General features: G+C 68.4%; 17 protein-coding genes and 1 pseudogene. 16 read left to right on the forward strand and 2 right to left on the reverse strand.

Translation table 11 applies throughout. From position 1 onward, the window contains the following. Positions 1-64: 64 nt before the first annotated feature. The 3 genes and pseudogenes from guaD (at position 65) to N1032_RS28360 (ending at position 2879) form a co-directional block, all read left to right on the forward strand. Positions 65-1459 (forward strand): guanine deaminase, encoded by a 1395-nt coding sequence (guaD, locus tag N1032_RS20830; RefSeq protein ID WP_259541994.1) that lies wholly within the window; start codon positions 65-67, stop codon positions 1457-1459. 2 nt (positions 1460-1461) lie between these two features. Further along, positions 1462-2442 (forward strand): antibiotic biosynthesis monooxygenase, encoded by a 981-nt coding sequence (locus N1032_RS20835; RefSeq protein WP_259541998.1) that lies wholly within the window; start codon positions 1462-1464, stop codon positions 2440-2442. A gap of 17 nt (positions 2443-2459) precedes the next feature. Further along, positions 2460-2879: pseudogene (locus N1032_RS28360) on the forward strand (VOC family protein). 82 nt (positions 2880-2961) lie between these two features. Here the strand turns inward: N1032_RS28360 and cofD are convergent. Beyond that, complete coding sequence (gene cofD, locus N1032_RS20845) at positions 2962-3969, reverse strand: 2-phospho-L-lactate transferase (RefSeq protein ID WP_259542000.1); 1008 nt, start codon at positions 3967-3969, stop codon at positions 2962-2964. 47 nt (positions 3970-4016) lie between these two features. Next, positions 4017-5351, reverse strand: coding sequence for an aminotransferase class I/II-fold pyridoxal phosphate-dependent enzyme (locus tag N1032_RS20850; protein WP_259542008.1), 1335 nt, complete (start codon positions 5349-5351; stop codon positions 4017-4019). A 132-nt stretch (positions 5352-5483) separates the two neighbouring features. Between N1032_RS20850 and N1032_RS20855 the strand changes: the two genes are divergently transcribed. From N1032_RS20855 to mutM, 13 genes are all read left to right on the forward strand, one after another. Then, positions 5484-6332, forward strand: coding sequence for a nitrilase-related carbon-nitrogen hydrolase (locus tag N1032_RS20855; protein WP_259542010.1), 849 nt, complete (start codon positions 5484-5486; stop codon positions 6330-6332). Positions 6333-6363: 31 nt separating this feature from the next. Next, positions 6364-7803: a dihydropyrimidinase gene (gene hydA, locus N1032_RS20860; RefSeq protein WP_259542012.1), complete on the forward strand. Its 1440-nt coding sequence runs from the start codon at positions 6364-6366 to the stop codon at positions 7801-7803. Positions 7804-7830: 27 nt separating this feature from the next. Further along, positions 7831-8847 carry a TIGR03842 family LLM class F420-dependent oxidoreductase gene (locus N1032_RS20865; RefSeq protein ID WP_259542014.1) on the forward strand — a complete coding sequence of 339 codons (1017 nt, stop codon included), beginning with the start codon at positions 7831-7833 and terminating at the stop codon, positions 8845-8847. Further along, positions 8844-9761, forward strand: a complete 918-nt coding sequence (locus N1032_RS20870) for an ABC transporter permease (RefSeq protein ID WP_259542016.1) — start codon at positions 8844-8846, stop codon at positions 9759-9761. The genes N1032_RS20865 and N1032_RS20870 overlap by 4 nt, the downstream gene beginning before the upstream one ends. Further along, on the forward strand, positions 9758-10633 hold the full coding sequence (locus N1032_RS20875) for an ABC transporter ATP-binding protein (protein ID WP_259542017.1): 876 nt from the start codon (positions 9758-9760) through the stop codon (positions 10631-10633). Before N1032_RS20870 ends, N1032_RS20875 begins: the two co-directional genes overlap by 4 nt. After that, a complete protein-coding gene (locus tag N1032_RS20880; RefSeq protein ID WP_259542019.1) occupies positions 10630-11403 on the forward strand; it encodes an ABC transporter permease in 774 nt (257 codons plus the stop codon). The genes N1032_RS20875 and N1032_RS20880 overlap by 4 nt, the downstream gene beginning before the upstream one ends. 51 nt (positions 11404-11454) lie before the next feature. Beyond that, complete coding sequence (locus N1032_RS20885; protein WP_259542021.1) at positions 11455-12603, forward strand: ABC transporter substrate-binding protein; 1149 nt, start codon at positions 11455-11457, stop codon at positions 12601-12603. A gap of 82 nt (positions 12604-12685) precedes the next feature. After that, positions 12686-14020 (forward strand): aspartate aminotransferase family protein, encoded by a 1335-nt coding sequence (locus N1032_RS20890; RefSeq protein WP_259542023.1) that lies wholly within the window; start codon positions 12686-12688, stop codon positions 14018-14020. 90 nt (positions 14021-14110) lie between these two features. Continuing rightward, positions 14111-15052, forward strand: coding sequence for a LysR family transcriptional regulator (locus N1032_RS20895; RefSeq protein ID WP_259542025.1), 942 nt, complete (start codon positions 14111-14113; stop codon positions 15050-15052). 113 nt (positions 15053-15165) lie between these two features. Then, positions 15166-15660, forward strand: a complete 495-nt coding sequence (locus N1032_RS20900; RefSeq protein ID WP_259542032.1) for a YceD family protein — start codon at positions 15166-15168, stop codon at positions 15658-15660. Positions 15661-15727: 67 nt separating this feature from the next. Beyond that, on the forward strand, positions 15728-15931 hold the full coding sequence (rpmF, locus tag N1032_RS20905; RefSeq protein ID WP_022895112.1) for a 50S ribosomal protein L32: 204 nt from the start codon (positions 15728-15730) through the stop codon (positions 15929-15931). A gap of 23 nt (positions 15932-15954) precedes the next feature. Beyond that, positions 15955-16740: a ribonuclease III gene (rnc, locus tag N1032_RS20910; protein WP_407933063.1), complete on the forward strand. Its 786-nt coding sequence runs from the start codon at positions 15955-15957 to the stop codon at positions 16738-16740. Between the two features lie 6 nt (positions 16741-16746). Next, positions 16747-17792, forward strand: a 1046-nt coding sequence (mutM, locus tag N1032_RS20915) for a bifunctional DNA-formamidopyrimidine glycosylase/DNA-(apurinic or apyrimidinic site) lyase (RefSeq protein ID WP_310795978.1), incomplete at its 3' end; no start/stop codon positions are given.

Here is a 17792-nt window from a genome sequence, read left to right on the forward strand (position 1 = left end):
CTCGGCACCGCCAGCCCGAACGACTGTGCCACGATTGCGGTGACAAAAGAAAAGTGGGGGTCTCATGGTTGAGAAAGCTGTCCGCGGTACGTTCCTTGATTTCGTCGACGACCCGTGGAAGCACGTCGGCAACGAAGAGGAGTCGGTGCGTTTCCACGCCGACGGCCTGCTCGTCATCGACGACGGCATCATCACCGACTTCGGCCCCTACGCCGAGGTCTCGCCGCGGCATCCGGATGTCGAGACCACCGTCATCGCCGACCGCATCATCCTGCCCGGCTTCATCGACGGGCACATCCACCTTCCCCAGACCCGCGTGCTCGGCGCCTACGGCGAGCAATTGCTGCCGTGGTTGCAGAAGTGGGTGTTCCCCGAGGAGCACAAGTACGCCGACCGCGCCTATGCCGAAGAGGGCACGACGCACTTCTTCGACAACCTGCTCGCATCCGGAACCACCACGGCACAGACCTTCACCACCGGCAACCTCACCTGCAACGAGGTGTTCTTCGAAGAAGCCGCCCGCCGCAACATGCGGATGATCGGCGGCCTCACCGGCATCGACCGGCACGTGCCCGACTACTTCGCCAACACCCCGGAGCAGTTCTACGACGACTCGAAGACGCTGATCGAGAAGTTCCACGGCGTGGGCCGCGCGCTCTATGCCATCACCCCGCGGTTCGGCTTCGGCGCCTCGAACGAACTGCTCGCGGCCTGCCAGAAGCTCAAGCAGGAACACCCCGACCTCTGGATCAACACCCACATCTCCGAGAACCCGGCCGAGATCCACGGCGTGCTGGCCTTGCACGACGACTGCCACGACTACCTCGGCGTCTATGAGAAGTACGACCTCGTGGGCCCGAAGTTCACCGGTGGCCACGGCGTGTGGCTGTCGAACGATGAGTTCCGCCGCTTCTCCGACACCGGCGCCGCGGTGGCCTTCTGCCCGTCGTCGAACCTCTACCTCGGGTCGGGCCTGTTCCGCCTCGGCAAGGCGACGGACCCCGAGCACCGCGTGCTGCTGAGCTTCGGCACCGACATGGGCGGCGGAAACCGCTTCAGCCTGCTGAACAGCCTCGAAGACGCCTACAAGGTGGGCATGCTCAACAACACCATCCTCGACGGCAGCATCGTTCCGAGCGAGATGGACCTGGCCGAGTCGGAGCGCAACAAGCTCTCGCCGTTCCGCGCGTTCTACTCGCTCACCCGTGGTGGCGCCGAGTCGCTCTACATCGACGAGTTCGTGGGCACCTTCGACATCGGCAAGGAGGCCGACTTCGTCGCCCTCGACTACACCGCCGGCCCGCCCGCGACCGCCTGGCACCAGAGCCTGCTCTACGACGGTGGCGAGCTGACGCTCGAGACCGCCGCCGACCTGCTCTTCGGCATCATGATGGTCAGCGACGAGCGTGCCGTCGACGAGACCTGGGTGATGGGCGAGCTCGCCTACAAGAAGGCGTAGCGGTGACCGATCAGGCCGTAGCTGCCGCCGTGCCGGTCGCGGGGTCGGTGGCCCTCGTGGTGCACCGCCGCCTCGCCGAGGAGAGCTACGCCCGTTACGAGGCGTGGCAGGAAAGGGTGGCGGCGCGGCTGGCGACCTGGCCCGGTTTTCTCGATCGGCAGATCATCCGCCCCAAGCCGCCGCTGCAGGTGGACTGGGTGATCGTGCAGCGCTTCCGCGACGTCGACTCGGCGCGGGGGTGGTTGCAGAGCGACGACCGTCTCGCGCTCATGAACGAGATCCGCGACGATTTCGTCGGCAACGACGACGTGCACCTGTTCACCGAAGAGGCGAAGCATCCTTCCGAGGCGGCGTCGGTGCTCATCTCGAGCCGGGTGCCCGTCGACGAAGAGGCGGCCTTCCTCGACTGGCAGCGCCAGATCTCGGCGGCGGAATCGCGGTTCGACGGCTTCCTCGGGCACAAGATCGAGCGCCCGGTGCCGGGAGTGCAGGACGACTGGGTGGTGGTGCTGAGCTTCGACACCGACGAGCACCTCAACGCCTGGATCGACTCGCCCGAGCGCAAGGCGCTGCTCGAGACCGGCAAGGAGTACAACGAGCAGCTGTCGCTGACGAAGGCCAGCTACGGGTTCGGATTCTGGTCGGGGCAGAAAGACAAGGCCCTGCCCGACCCGGTCTTCAAGAGCAACCTGCTGGTGCTGTTGATGCTCTACCCCATCGTGTTCCTCTGGGGCTACTTCATCGCCGATCCGCTGTTCGCGGCGCACGGGGTGCCGTTCTGGCTCTCGCTGTTCATCGGCAATGTCGTGTCGACTCAGCTGCTCGGCTGGTTCTTCGTGCCGTGGGCGTTCCGGCGCTTCAGCTGGTGGGTCAAGCGCGACCAGCCGGCGCGGGTGCACCTTTACGGCTACGCGATCATCGTGGCGCTCTACATCGTGTCGATGGCGGTCTACGCCTGGCTGCTGGCCATCAGAGGCGCCTGACTCGTAGGCTGGCGGCCATGACCGACCAGACGTTCCCCGCGTTCCGGCAAGTCGTGCTCGACACCGAAGACGCCCGCGGGCTCGCGCAGTTCTACCACGAGCTGTTCGGGCTGCCCTTCCGCCCCGGCGACGAGACGCCGGAAGACGGCGAGGACTGGCTCGTGCTGCTGGGGCCAGACGGCCGGCGGCTGCTGGCCTTCCAGCAGGTGCCGAGCCTGCCGCCGCCCACCTGGCCCGAGGGGCCGCGGCCCTAGATGCTGCATCTCGACTTCTCGGTCGACGACCTCGACGCGCTGCTGCGCAGCCGCGAGCGGGCGCTCGACCTCGGCGCGACGATCCTGCGTGACGGGGTCGACGACCCGGAGGAGGCGATCATCATCTTCGCCGACCCCGCGGGGCACCCGTTCTGCATCTTCGTGCTGGGGGAGGCGGCGTAGCGTCCGTTTCGGGAGGAGCAGGGCGCGACTGCGATCGCAGGAGCGGTGTCGTGACGCAGCTCCTCCCGAAAACGGCGTCGGCTCAGCCGACAGCAGCCGTCAGCGCGTCGGCGGCCAGCTGCGCGCTCGTCTCGGGGTCGCGCATCCAGAGCGGCACCACACGGGTGCGGATGCCCGCCGCCTCGATGACGGGTGCGGCCGCCGCGTCGGTGTCGTCGATCAGCCAGGCGTCGAGCAGTCCGCCGTGCTGCCGCGAGCCGTAGTGCTTCGCGACAGCGGCGGCGGTGGTCTCGACGCCGATGGCGGTGAGGCACTCGTCGGCCATGCCGCGCACGGCGGCGCCCGAGATGATGGGGGAGACGCCGACGATCGGGGCCCGGGCAGCGCTGAGAGCGCCCCGGATGCCGCGCACGTTGAGGATCGTGCCGATCGACACCACGGGGTTCGAGGGCGCGACGAGGATGATGTCGGCATGCTTGATGGCGGCCAGCACCTCGGGCGACGTGCTGGCGGAGTCGACGCCGACCTGGATGAAGCGCTGGGCGGGAACCTTCGCGCGGTACTTCACCCACCACTCCTCGAAGTGCACGATCTTGCGCTGGCCGTCGACCTCGATGGCCACGTGGGTCTCGACGGGCTGGTCGCTCATCGGCAGCAGCGTGACACCCGGGTTCCAGCGCTCGGCGAGCCGCGCGGTGGCCTCGGTGAGACGGAGCCCGTCGCGCAGGTAGCTCGAGCGGGCGATGTGGGTGCCGAGGTCGAGATCGCCCAGCGTGAACCACGGCCAGCCGATGCCGTAGGCGGTGAGTTCGGCGCTGACGCGCTCGCTCTCACCCTTGCGGCCCCACCCTCGCTCGTCGTCGTTGGCGCCGCCGAGCGTGTACATGATGGAGTCGAGATCGGGGCACACCCGAAGGCCCGTGAGCCACATGTCGTCGCCCGTGTTGACCACGGCCGTCACCTCGGCGGTCGACCCGCCGTCGCCGTTCGGATACCGCGTTCGCAGATGCGTGCGCAGCCCCCGCAGGAATCGCGCACCCCCGACACCACCAGCCAGCACCGTGATCTTCACTCCACCATTCAATCCCATCGGCGGGGCGCTCCCCGACGCGGGCGGGTATCCGGTGGCGTGAGCGTTCAGGTGGCCAGGGCGGCCGCCGCGAGGGCTGCGCCGACCACCTCGAAGTCCTCGGTCACGTTGCCGGCGGTGACGCGCACGAACTGGGTGGGCCCGGGCGCCGCCACGAAGGTCGACCCGGCAGCGACCCGGATGCCGCTGGCCGCGAGCGACACGATGGCGGCCTTCTCGTCGGCCACCGGAATCCAGGTGTTGATGCCGTCGGAGGGCGCGTGCTCGAGCCCGTTGCGCACGAGCGACTCCGACAGCAGGCGCTGGCGGGCCTGATACATGCGGCGCGCGTCGTGCACGGTCGACACCGAGGCGCTCGCCGTGAGGAGCTCGTAGAGGATGGTCTGCAGCATGCGCGAGGTCCAGCCGGGGCCGAGCAGGCGACGGGCCACGATGCGGTCGATGAGCGATTCCGGTCCGCCGAGCGCGGCGATGCGCAGGTCGGGGCCGTGCGACTTGGCGTAGCTGCGGATGTGCAGGGTGCGGTTGGGCAGCCACACCCCCAGACTGTGGGCCGGCGAACTCGAGATCTCGCCCGAGTGGTCGTCTTCGATCACCACCGGATCGCCCAGGTGCGCGTGCGCGCGAAGCACGCGGGCGAGCTCGCGCACGCGCCCCTCGGTCATCGAGATGCCGGTGGGGTTCTGCGCCCGCGGCTGCAGGATGATGGCCACCGGGCCGAGCTCGAGGGCCTTGGCGAGCTGCTCGGGCCGCATGCCCTCGGCATCGAGGTCGACGGGCAGCCGCTCGACGCCGAGGTGCTCGAGCAGGTCGAGGAACGGCGGGAACGTGGGGTTCTCCACCACCACCCGGTCGCCGTAGCGCACGAGCACCTCGAGCGACCGCGAGATGGCGTCGAGCGCGCCGTCGACGATGGTGAGCGACGAGACCGTGTAGGGCCAGGATGCCCGCAGCTGCAGGTCGAGCTCGGGAAGCACGGGGGCGCTGAGGTAGCTCGCCGTGTCGGCGCGCGTGGGCAGCTTGGTGAGCGCGGCGGTGAGGTCGGGCAGCAGGGCGGGGTCGGGGGTGCCGGTCGAGAGGTCGAGCCGCGCGGTGACGTGCGACCCGGCGAGCTCGCCGAAGTGCGGCGGCATCCAGGGCGTCGACGCCTGCAGCACGTAGCTGCCGGCCCGGCCGCGCGAGGTGATGAGGCCCACGCCCGAGAGGGCCTGCCAGGCGTTGCTCACGGTGGCGGGGCTGACGCCGAGCGTGGCCGCCACGTCGCGCACGGTGGGCAGCCGGTCACCGGCGTTCAAGGCCCCGGAACGGATGAGGCGCGAGATCGCGGCGGCGATTCCTTCCGGCGTGCGGAATTCGACCGCGTCGACGATCTGATCGAGCATGCGAGTCCGATTCTGCTCTTGACATATTTACTCTCGCGTCACAATCTGAAACACACGAGAAATGTTCAAACCGAATAATAACAAAACGGGGATGTGAAGAACACTCCGGATTCCGTTCGAAAGGAACTGCAGATGACGACCGTGCGTGCCGCGATCACACAGACCACCTGGACAGGCGACAAGGAATCGATGATCCAGAAGCACGAGGGCTTCATGCGCGAAGCCGCGGCGCAGGGTGCCCAGGTGATCTGCTTCCAGGAGCTCTTCTACGGCCCCTACTTCGGCATCACGCAGGACAAGAAGTACTACCGCTACGCCGAGCCGGCCGACGGCCCCATCGTGCAGCGGTTCGCGGCGCTCGCGAAAGAGCTGAACATGGTCGCCATCCTGCCCATCTACGAAGAGGAGCAGACCGGCGTCTACTACAACACCGCCGTCGTGGTCGACTCCGACGGGTCGATCGTGGGCAAGTACCGCAAGCACCACATCCCGCACCTCGAGTCGTTCTATGAGAAGTTCTACTTCCGCCCCGGCAACCTCGGCTACCCGGTGTTCGACACCGCCGTCGGCAAGGTCGGCGTGCACATCTGCTACGACCGCCACTTTCCTGAAGGATGGCGCGAGCTCGGTTTGAACGGAGCGCAGATGGTGTTCAACCCCAACGCCTCCAAGCCCGGCCTGTCGAACCGCCTCTGGGAGCTCGAGGGCCCCGCGGCCGCCGGCGCCAACCAGTACTTCGTGCTCGTGCCCAACCGGGTCGGCAAAGAAGACAACGAATACGGCGACCTCGCCGTGAACTTCTACGGCACCTCCTACGTGGTCGACCCGCGCGGCAACTACGTCGGCGACCTCGGCTCGAGCGAGCACGAGGAGATCCTCATCCGCGACCTCGACCTCGACGCCATCCGCGACACCCGCGACGACTGGCAGTTCTACCGCGACCGCCGCCCCGACGCCTACGACGAGATCGTCGCCCCGTAACCCGCCCCCGTCCCGATCAGGAGAGAGTGCAATGAAGACCCTCATCACAGGCGGAACAGTCGTGAACGCCACGGGAACGGCCACGGCCGACGTGCTGATCGACGGCGACACCATCGCCGCCGTGCTCGCCCCCGGCAGCAGCCTGCTCGGTTTCGATCTCGCCGCGAACGTCGACGAGGTCGTGGATGCCGCGGGCAAGTACGTCATCCCCGGTGGCATCGATGCGCACACCCACATGGAGATGCCGTTCGGCGGCACCTTCGCCTCCGACACCTTCGAGACCGGAACCCGCGCGGCCGCGCACGGCGGCACGACGTCGATCATCGACTTCGTCGTGCAGTACGCGGGCGAGAACATCCTCGACCAGTACCACCTGTGGCACGAGAAGGCCGCCGGAAACTGCGCCGTCGACTACGGGTTCCACCAGATCCTCTCTGACGTGCAGGACTCGTCGCTCGTGGCGATGGACGAACTGATCAACGAGGGCGTGACGAGCTTCAAGCTGTTCATGGCCTACAAGGGCGTCTTCTTGAGCGACGACGGCCAGATCGTGAAGGCCATGCAGCGGGCGAGCGAGAACGGATCGCTCATCATGATGCACGCCGAGAACGGCAGCGTGATCGACCTGCTCGTGCAGCAGCACCTCGCCCGCGGCGAGACCACGCCGTTCTACCACGGCGTCTCGCGCCCGTGGCAGGCCGAAGAAGAAGCCACGCACCGGGCGATCATGCTCGCCAACCTCACCGGCGCCCCGCTCTACATCGTGCACGTCAGCGCCAAGCAGGCCGTGGAGCAGATCGCGGCGGCCCGCGACAACGGCCAGAACGTGTTCGCCGAGACCTGCCCGCAATACCTCTACCTCTCGCTCGAAGATCAGCTCGGCGCCACGAGCGCGGAGTGGGGCGACTTCGAGGGCGCGAAGTGGGTGTGTTCCACGCCGCTGCGCTCGAAGCACGAGGGGCACCAGCACCACATGTGGCAGGGCCTTCGCACCAACGACCTGCAGGTCATCTCGACCGACCACTGCCCCTTCTGCATGAAGGGCCAGAAAGACATGGGGATCGGGAACTTCTCGAAGATCCCGAACGGCATCGGCTCGGTCGAGCACCGCATGGACCTCATCTACCAGGGCGTGGTGATGGGCGAGATCTCGCTGCCGCGCTGGGTGGAACTCACCAGCACCACCCCGGCACGGATGTTCGGCATCTACGGCAAGAAGGGCGTCATCCAGCCCGGTGCCGACGGCGACGTGGTGATCTACGACCCCAACGGCCACACCTCGATCGGCATCGGCGAGGGCCGCACCCACCACATGAACATGGACTACTCGGCCTGGGAGGGCTTCGAGATCGACGGTCACGTCGACACCGTGTTCTCCCGCGGCCGCAAGATCGTCGACTCGAACGAATACCTGGGCCGCAAGGGCGACGGCGCGTACTTCAAGCGCGGCCTCAGCCAGTACTTGATCTGACCCACGCCCGAGAGAAAGAGACACAGCATGGATTTCGGCGCGGTCGTTCAGACCAACCCCCCGGCAGCCCGCACCGTCGGGCTCGCCAAGCTCAGCGAGCAGTACGGCTTCGACTACTTCTGGACCTTCGACTCGCACCTGCTCTGGCAGGAGCCCTACGTGATCTACAGCCAGATCCTGGCCGAGACGCACAAGATCAAGGTCGGCCCGATGGTCACCAATCCGGCCACGCGCGACTGGACGGTGACGGCATCCGTCTACGCCACGCTCAACGAGATGTACGGCAACCGCACGGTCTGCGGCATCGGCCGCGGCGACTCGGCCGTGCGCGTCACCAACGGCGCGCCGACGACGCTCAAGTCGCTGCGCGAGTCGATCCACGTCATCCGTGAGCTCGCGAGCTCGCGCTCGGTCGAATACAACGGTGCGACCCTGCAATTCCCGTGGAGCCACGGCTCCGAGCTCGAGATGTGGGTGGCCGCCTACGGTCCGCTGGCGCTCAAGCTCACCGGCGAGGTGGGCGACGGCTTCATCCTGCAGTGCGGCGACGTCGACATCGCCAAGTGGATGATCGCGACCGTGCGCTCGGCCGCCGAGAACGTCGGCCGCGACCCCGACGCCATCAAGTTCTGCATCGCAGCCCCGATGTACATCGGCGACGACTGGGAGCACATGCGCGACCAGTGCCGCTGGTTCGGCGGCATGGTGGGCAACCACGTGGCCGACATCGTGGCGAAATACGGCGAGAACAGCGACGTGCCCGCGGCCCTGACGAGCTACATCAAAGACCGCGAAGGCTACGACTACAACGAGCACGGCCGTGCGGGCAACACGCACACGAGCTTCGTGCCCGACGACATCGTCGACCGGTTCTGCGTGCTCGGCACCGCGAAAGACCACATCGAGAAGCTCGAGCAGTACCGCGAGATCGGCGTCACCCAGTTCGCGGGCTACCTGCAGCACGACAACAAGGAAGAGACCCTCCGGGTCTACGGCGAGACGGTCATGCCGGCCCTCCGCGACCACATCACGGCCAAGGCATGACCCCAACCCCGGCACGCACCTCGAACAGCCGCGCGCCGCGCGGAAACGCCACGCTGACCCGCATCGGGTTCGGCATCGGCGGCATCCTTCTGCTCGTCGTGGTGTGGGAGCTCTACAAGGCGCTCGGGCCGGCAACCGGCGTGATGATCGGCGACCTGACGATCCTGCCGCGCACCACCGACCTCGCCATGCCGCACGTGTGGGACATGATCGGGCGCCTGTTCGAAGACGGCGGCACCGGCCGCAACGCCGTGCCGGTGTGGCTGGCCGTGCTGCGCGCCTCGGTCTTCAGCCTCGGGGTCGCCGCGGTGGGCTGGGTGGTCGGCGTCGTCGTGGGGCTCGCGCTCGCCGTGCTGATGCAGCGGTTCCGCACCGCGGAGTCGGCGGTGCTGCCGTGGATCATCCTCAGCCAGACCGTGCCGCTCATCGCCATCGCCCCGCTCGTGCGGCGCTGGGGGTCGCAGATCGAGTTCGGCGACTTCTCCTGGGAGAACTGGATGTCGGTGGCCGTCATCGCCTCCTACCTCGCGTTCTTCCCCGTCTCGATCGGCGCGCTCCGCGGCCTCAACTCGCCCGACACCATCCACGTCGAGCTCTTCCGCAGCTACGGCATCGGCTGGTGGAAGACGCTGTTCACCCTGCGCTTCCCGGCGAGCGTGCCCTACCTGCTGCCGGCCCTCCGCCTCGCAGCCGCCAACGCCGTCATCGGCACGGTCGTGGCCGAGGTGTCGATCGGGCTCCGCGGCGGCATCGGCCGCATGATCATCGAATACGCCCAGCAGGCCTCGGGCGACCCGGCCAAGACCTGGGCGCCCATCTTCGGCGCCGTCGCCATCGGCCTCGTGGCCGCCGGCTTCATCGCCCTTCTCGGAGTGCTGCTCCGTCGTTACCGCAGAGGGGAATCGCCCGCATGAGCGAAGCATCCGTCAGTTCACCCGAGCCGCAGCCCGCGGCGCCGGCCGCCGAGGTTCGCGACGTCGAGGTTCCCGCCGTCGAGGTGCGCGGCGTCGACAAGATCTTCACCGGCAAGAAGAAGGCCACCGTGACCGCGCTCGAAGAGATCGAGCTCACGGTCGCGCCGGGGGAGTTCGTGTCGTTGATCGGGCCCTCCGGATGCGGCAAATCCACCCTGCTGCGTCTCATCGCCGATCTCGACACCCCGTCGACGGGCACCATCACGGTGTTCGGCAAGACCGCCCGCCAGGCCCGCATCGACCAGGAGTACGGCATCGCTTTCCAGCAGGCGGGGCTGCTGCCCTGGCGCACGGTCACCGCGAACATCGAGTTGCCGCTCGAGCTGCACGGTGTCGGCTCGGCCGCCCGCAAGGCTCGGTCGGCCGAACTGCTGGCCCTCGTGGGGCTCTCCGACTTCGCCGACAACTACCCCGACCAGCTCTCGGGCGGCATGCAGCAGCGGGTGGCGATCGCCCGCTCGCTCGCCGAGAGCCCGCGGCTGCTGCTGATGGACGAGCCGTTCGGCGCGCTCGACGAGATGACCCGCGAGCGCATGCAGACCGAGCTCGTGCGCATCTGCGCCGAGACCGGTGCCGCGGTGGTGTTCGTCACGCACTCCATTCCCGAGGCCGTCTACCTCTCGAACCGGGTGGTCGTGATGTCGCCGCGGCCCGGTCGCATCCGCGACATCCTGACGGTCTCGCTCGGCAGCGCGAGCGAGCGCGGCGAGCAGTTGCGCGAGAACGAGGCGTTCTTCGAGAACGTCAGCAAGGTGCGCGAGCTGCTGCACGGCGAGGCGCCGGTCGGCATCCGGGGGGTCGAGACCCGATGAGAACCTCGGCCGGCCTCTCCCGCACCGTGCTGGCGCCGGTGCTGCTCGGCCTCGTGGCGCTCGCGCTCTGGCAGCTGCTCGTCGTGGTGTTCGAGATCAAGCCGTTCATCGTGCCCGGCCCGCTCGCCATCGGATCGGAGTTCGGAGCGAACTTCGCCACCGTGCTGCAAGGCGCGGTCGTCACGGGCGGCAACGCCCTCGTCGGTCTCGTCATCGGCGGCATCGCGGGCATCCTGTTCGCCATCCTGGCGGCCCTGGTGCGTGTGCTCGACGAGCTGAGCGCCGCGGTCGTCGCCGCGCTCGCCGTGGTGCCGATCGTCGCGCTGGCGCCGGTGCTCTACACGATGTTCGGCGCGGGCGCCGAGACCGCGAGGCAGCTCGTGGCCGCGATCGCCGTGTTCATCCCGGTCTACATCAACACCCTGCGGGGGCTGCGGCAGGTGCGCCCGGTGCACCGCGACCTCATGCACGTCTACGCGGCATCCGCGTGGCAGACGACCCGCACCGTGACGGTGCCCGGGGCGCTGCCGTTCATCTTCACGGGGCTGCGCATCGCGTCGAGCCTCGCCGTGATCTCGGCGCTCATCGCCGAGTACTTCGGCGGCCCGGTCGGCGGCCTCGGCAAGTCGATCACCTCGGCCGCCTCGTCGTCGAACTACAACCTGGCCTGGGCCTACGTGCTCGGCGCCATCTTGGTGGGGCTGGTGTTCTACTGCGTCACCCTCGCCATCGAGAAGTTCGCCACCCGGCACTACCAGCCCGCCACCTGACGTGCCCCCTGACTGTCCGCACCACCCGCACGCACCATCAAAGGAGGAAGCATGAAACACAGCACCCGTCTCATCACCGGCGTCGGAGCGCTCGCCGTCACGGCGCTCGCACTCGCCGGCTGCTCAAGCGGAGGGTCGACCGACTCGACCGATTCAGCCGACTCAGGAGACCTCACCCCGGTCACCCTGCAGCTCCAGTGGTTCTCCCAGGCCCAGTTCGCCGGCTACTACGCCGCCGTCGACCAGGGCTTCTATGAGAAGGAAGGCCTCGACGTCACCATTCTCGAGGGCGCGGCCGACATCGTGCCGATCGACGTTCTCACCGGCGGCGACGCCGACTTCGCCATCTCGTGGGTGCCGAAGGTGCTCGGCTCGATCGAGCAGGGCGCGGCCGTCACCGACATCGCGCAGATCTTCGAGCGAAGCGGCACCACCCAGATCTCGATGAAAGACGAGAACATCACCACGGCCGCCGACCTCAAGGGCAAGACGGTCGGCAGCTGGGGCTACGGCAACGAGTGGGAGCTCTTCGCCGGCATGGGCAAGGCCGGCGTCAACCTCGCCGACATCTCGCTCGTCTCGCAGGCGTTCGACATGAACGGTTTCCTGGCCGGCGACATCCAGGCGGCCCAGGCGATGACCTACAACGAGTACGCCCAGGTTCTCGAGTCGGTGAACCCGGCGACCGGCGAGCTCTTCACCCCTGACGAGCTCAACGTGATCGACTGGAACACCGAGGGCACGGCCATGCTGCAGGACGCCATCTGGGCCGACAGCGACCGCCTGGCCGACGACGCCGACTACGCCGACACCGCGGTGAAGTTCATCAAGGCCTCGATCGAAGGCTGGGCCTACGCCCGCGACAACCCCGAAGAGGCCGCGACGATCGTGACCGAGTCGGGTTCGCAGCTCGGTGAGAGCCACCAGCTCTGGATGACCAACGAGGTCAACAAGCTGATCTGGCCCTCGACCTCGGGCGTCGGCACGATCAACCAGGACCAGTGGGACCAGACGGTCGAGATCGCCATGGACACCCCGAACGAGACCGGCGCGACCGTGATCACCGAGGAGCCCCCGGCGACCGCGTTCTCGAACGAGTACGTCGAGAAGGCCCTGGCCGAGCTCAAGGACGAAGGGGTCGACGTCATGGGCGCCGACTTCACGCCCATCGAGGTCACCCTCAAGGAGGGTGGCGAGTAGCCATCCCCCTCCGCGGGAGGGCGGCGTCAGCGCCGCCCTCCCGTCATCACCACCCGTACGACCCAGAAGGACAGGCTCCACCATGACGCTCGACCCCGCCGACCAGCAGCTCACCCTCGAGCTCGACCGTGCCGATGTGTTCCATTCCTGGTCGGCCCAGGCCACCCTGAAGCCGATGGTGATCGCCGGCGGCCTCGGCTCCACGGTCTGGGACTTCGAGGGCAACGAATACCTCGACTTCTCGTCGCAACTGGTGAACACGAACATCGGGCATCAGCACCCCGCGGTCGTGGCGGCGATCAAGGAGCAGGCCGACATCCTCACCACCGTCGCCCCCGCCCACGCCAACCTCACGCGCGGCAAGGCGGCCCAGCGCATCCTCGACCGCGCCGGCAACTCCTTCGACAAGGTGTTCTTCACCAACGGCGGTGCCGACGCCAACGAGAACGCGATCCGGATGGCGCGGCTCTACACCGGGCGCGACAAGGTGCTCTCGACCTACCGCTCCTACCACGGCAACACCGGCGCCGCCGTGGTCGCCACCGGCGACTGGCGGCGGGTGCCCAACGAATACGCCCGCGGGCACGTGCACTTCTTCGGGCCGTTCGCCTACCGCTCCGAGTTCTGGTCGACCTCGCCCGCCGAGGAGTCGGCGCGCGCCCTGCACCACCTCGAGCGAGTCATCGTCTCGGAGGGCGCGAACTCGATCGCGGCCCTGTTGATCGAGACCATCCCCGGCACCGCCGGCGTGCTCGTGCCGCCGCCCGGCTACCTCGCGGGGGTGCGGGCGCTCGCCGACAAGTACGGCATCGTGCTCATCTTCGACGAGGTGATGGCGGGCTTCGGCCGCACCGGAACCTGGTTCGCCTACCAGGCGCTCGCCGAAGACGGCGTGACGATCGAGCCCGACCTCATCACCTTCGCCAAGGGCGTCAACTCGGGCTACGTTCCCGCCGGCGGCGTCATCATCTCGCCCGCCATCGCCGAGATCTTCGACGACAACGTGTTCCCGGGCGGCCTGACCTATTCGGGGCATCCGCTCGCCATGGCGGCCATCGTGGGGGCGCTCGACGCGATGGAGAGCGAGGGCATCGTCGAGAACGCGGCCCGCGTCGGCCGCGACCTGCTGGCACCGGGGCTCGCGGCGCTCGCTGCCACGTACCCGATCATCGGCGAGGTGCGCGGCGTGGGCGTGTTCTGGGCGCTCGACCTGGTCAGCGACCCCGAGACGCGTGCGCCGCTCTCGGCCGCGGGCGTGGGGGCGTTGAAGAGCGCGCTGCTGTCGCGCGGGCTGCTGCCGTTCACGGCCGACAACCGCATCCACGTGGTGCCGCCGTGCGTGGTCACCGACGACGAGGTGGCGCGGGCGCTGGCGCTCTACGACGAGGCGTTCGCGGCGGTCGGCGACATCGACTGAGGCGGGGGCCGGGGGCCGGGGGACCGGGCGCTCGGCGCTCGGCGTGTAGAGCCGCGACCTGGTGCGGCGGTGTTTCGGTAGAGTCGCTTCATGGATGTCAGACGGCTCGAACTGCTGCGCGAACTCGCCGAGCGGGGCAGCATCACCGAGGTCGCCCGCGCGACCCACCGCACGCCGTCCGCGGTGTCGCAGCAGCTGCGGGTGCTCGAGCGCGAGGCCGGCCTGCCCCTGACCGAGAAGGCGGGCCGTGGCATCGTGCTGACGGATGCTGGCCGGGCGCTCGCCCGCAGCGCCACCGACGTGGCCGTGGCCATCGAGCACGCCGCCGCGCTGTGGGACGAGTTCCGCAACGACCCCACCGGGGAGGTGTCGCTCGCGACCTTCCCCACCGGCGGGCAGATGCTGCTGCCCGGGGTCGTGCAGCGCCTGGACGCCATCGGCGGGCTCACGCTGCACTGCTCCGACCGCGACCCCGAGAGCGACGACTTCCCGGCCCTCACCGCCGACTTCGACATCGTGCTCGCGCACTCGGCGTCGTCGGCGGCGACGAACTGGCAGTCGAACGAGATCGCGGCCGTGAAGCTCATGACCGAGCCTCTCGACATCGCGCTGCCGCCGGGGCATCCGCTCGCCTCGAAAGACCTGCTCGACCCCGAAGACCTCATCGGCGAACGCTGGATCGGCGTGCCCTGGGGCTACCCGTTCGAGCGCACCATCCAGAACATCGCCGCAGCGGCCGGCTCGCCGATGAACGTGGTGCAGCGCTTCGGCGACACGCGGGTGACCGAGGCTTTCGTGGCGGCCGGCCTCGGCATCGCCATCCTGCCCTGTTACACCGCGGGCGGTGCCTACCGCAGCGAGATCGTGCTGAAGAACCTGCGCGGGGTGGTCGCCGAGCGGCACATCTTCGCGCTCATGCGCCCCGACCGCGCCGAGCGGCTCGCCGTGCGCACGGTGATCGACGCCCTGCGGGCCGAGGCGGATGCGGTGGTGGCCGCGAACGTCGACCGCAATCCGCCGCGGGTCGCGTGACAGCTGGGAGATGACTGAGATCGCCCGACCGACGGTAGAATCTCTCGGTGAGCACATTCAGGAAGACCCCGTTCACTGTCAACGTCCGCGATCTCATCCATCACCCCGGCGAGATGCGTGAGGTGACCCTCGACATCCCCGTCGCCGAGAAGCTCGGTGAAGGTCTCGTCGCCGTGCAGTCCGGCGACACCCTCGACATCGACGTGCGTCTGGAGTCGGTGCACGAGGGCATTCTCGTCAGCGCCGAGGTCACCGGAGAGGCGTCCGGGGAGTGCGGTCGGTGCCTCCGCGACATCCGGATACCGGTTGAAGTCGAATTCCAAGAGCTTTTCGCGTATTCTTCTGACGAAGCTTTTGATTACGAGGTTCACGACGACCATGTCGATCTCGAACCTCTGATCAGGGACACGGTGGTGCTGTCACTGCCGTTCCAGCCGGTTTGCACGCCGGATTGCCCAGGCCTCGACCCGGTGACGGGCGAGCGGCTGGCCGATCATGCGGCGGCCCCTGCACCCGAAGTGGTCGATCCGAGATGGTCGGCGCTCGCCAGCCTGCGAGGGTCAGAGACATCGGCGGCTTCCCGAGACACGGATCCCGACGAAAAATAGTCGCGGGATCTCGACAATCGGCCCGTGCTGAGAAGCACCGGGCCGACAGAGAAGAAGAGAGATAGTCATGGCGGTTCCGAAGCGGAAGCAGTCACGTTCCAACACCCACGCGCGTCGCTCGCAGTGGAAGGCCGAAGTGCCCACGCTCGTCAAGACCGTCGAGAACGGCAAGACGACCTACAGCCTGCCGCACCGCGCGAAGGTTGTCGAAGACTCCGCCGGCACTCCGTTGTTCATGGAGTACAAGGGCCGCAAGGTCGCCGACGTCTAGCAGTTCATCGAAGGGTGCGATCCGTGTCTTCTGAAATCGGGGAGGGCGGGTCGCACCTTTTGGCGACCCTGCAGATCTCGCTCGATGCCGAGCTGCTCGACCTGGCGCTGACGCACCGGTCGTATTCCTACGAGCACGGCGGCATCCCGACGAACGAGCGCCTCGAGTTTCTCGGCGACTCGATTCTCGGGCAGGCCGTCACGGTGATGCTCTACACGACGTTCACCACGCTCGACGAGGGTGAGCTCGCGAAGCGGCGCGCCTCGCTCGTGAGCACGGTAGCCCTCGCCGAGATCGCGCGCGGCATCGGGCTCGGCCAGTACATCAAGCTCGGGCGGGGCGAAGAGCTCACCGGTGGGCGCGACAAGGCCTCCATCCTCGCCGACACGGTCGAAGCGCTGATCGGCGCCACCTATCTCGACCAGGGCCCGGATGTCGCGACCGCGCTCGTGCTGCGGCTCGTCGCCCCCCTGGCCAACGATCCCGCCCGGTTCGGTGTGTCGATGGACCCGAAGACCTCGTTGCAGGAGCGCGCCAGCCAGCTCGGCTACGATGCGCCGGTGTATTCGCTGCAGGAGAGCGGGCCCGACCACCAGAAGACGTTCGTGGCGACCGTGGCCATCCTGGCCGCGGGGGGTGGGGCTGCGCCGGGTGGGGCTGCTTCAGGCGGGGCTGCGGCGGGCGGGTCTGCGGCGGCCGGGCCCGCGCTGCCCGACATCTCGGCCACCGGCAGCGGCACCAGCAAGAAGCAGGCGGAGTCGGCGGCCGCGGCGGCCGCGTTCGCGCTGCTCGGCGCATCCGGAGTCTGAGCGGCCGTGCCAGAACTCCCCGAGGTCGAGGTGGTGCGTGCGGGGCTCGACCCCGCAGTGTCGGGCGCCGTGATCACCGGTGTCGAGGTGTTCGACCAGCGCTCGCTCAAGCGGCACAGCCCGCTCGAGGGGTCGTTCGAGGCCTTGCTCGAGGGGCGGACCATTCTCGCGGCGGGTCGACGGGGCAAGTTCCTGTGGTTCCCGCTGTCTGCGGTCGGTGCTGGGGCTGAGGGTGCGGTGCCCCAGGCGCTCGTCACCCACCTCGGCATGAGCGGTCAGGTGCTGCTGCGCTCGCCCGGGGTCGAAGAAGACGGGCTGCTGCGCATCCGGCTGCACATCGAGCATCCGGAGCAGGGGGAGTTCTGGGTGAACTTCGTCGACCAGCGCATCTTCGGCTCGATGGCCGTCGACCGGCTGGTGCCCACTGCCGACGGGAACGACGGGGGTTACTTCGGGTTCGCGGCGGGGCTCGATCGGTCGCCCGGTCAGAATTACTGGCGGCCGTTCGTGCCGGCGCAGGTGGCGCACATCGCGCGGGATCCGCTCGACCCCGCCTTCGACGACGCCGCGTTCTTCGCCGCGCTCGCACGCAAACGCACGGGCATCAAGCGCGCTCTGCTCGACCAGACCTTGATCAGCGGCATCGGCAACATCTATGCCGACGAGTCGCTCTGGGCCGCGCGGCTGCACTACGAGCATCCGGCGAACACCCTCAGCCGTGCGCGCATGTGGGCGCTTCTCGCCGAGGTGCGCAGCGTGCTCGAGAAGGCTCTGGCCGAGGGCGGCACGAGCTTCGACGCGCAATACGTGAACGTCAACGGCAACTCGGGCTACTTCGCCCACAGCCTCAACGCCTACGGCCAAGAGGGCAAACCCTGCCCCCGGTGCGGCACCCCCATCGTGCGCGAGCAGTTCATGAACCGCTCGTCGCACTTCTGCCCGAGGTGCCAGCGGCGGGCGCGGGTGGCTGCTGTGCCTGCTGCCGGCGCGGTGCCTGCTGCCGGCGCGGCCGTGCTGCGCGCGGCTGCGCCGGGGCGCGCCGCCGCCGCTGC

The sequence above is a fragment of the Herbiconiux daphne genome (assembly GCF_024979295.1).
Taxonomy (GTDB): domain Bacteria; phylum Actinomycetota; class Actinomycetes; order Actinomycetales; family Microbacteriaceae; genus Herbiconiux; species Herbiconiux daphnes.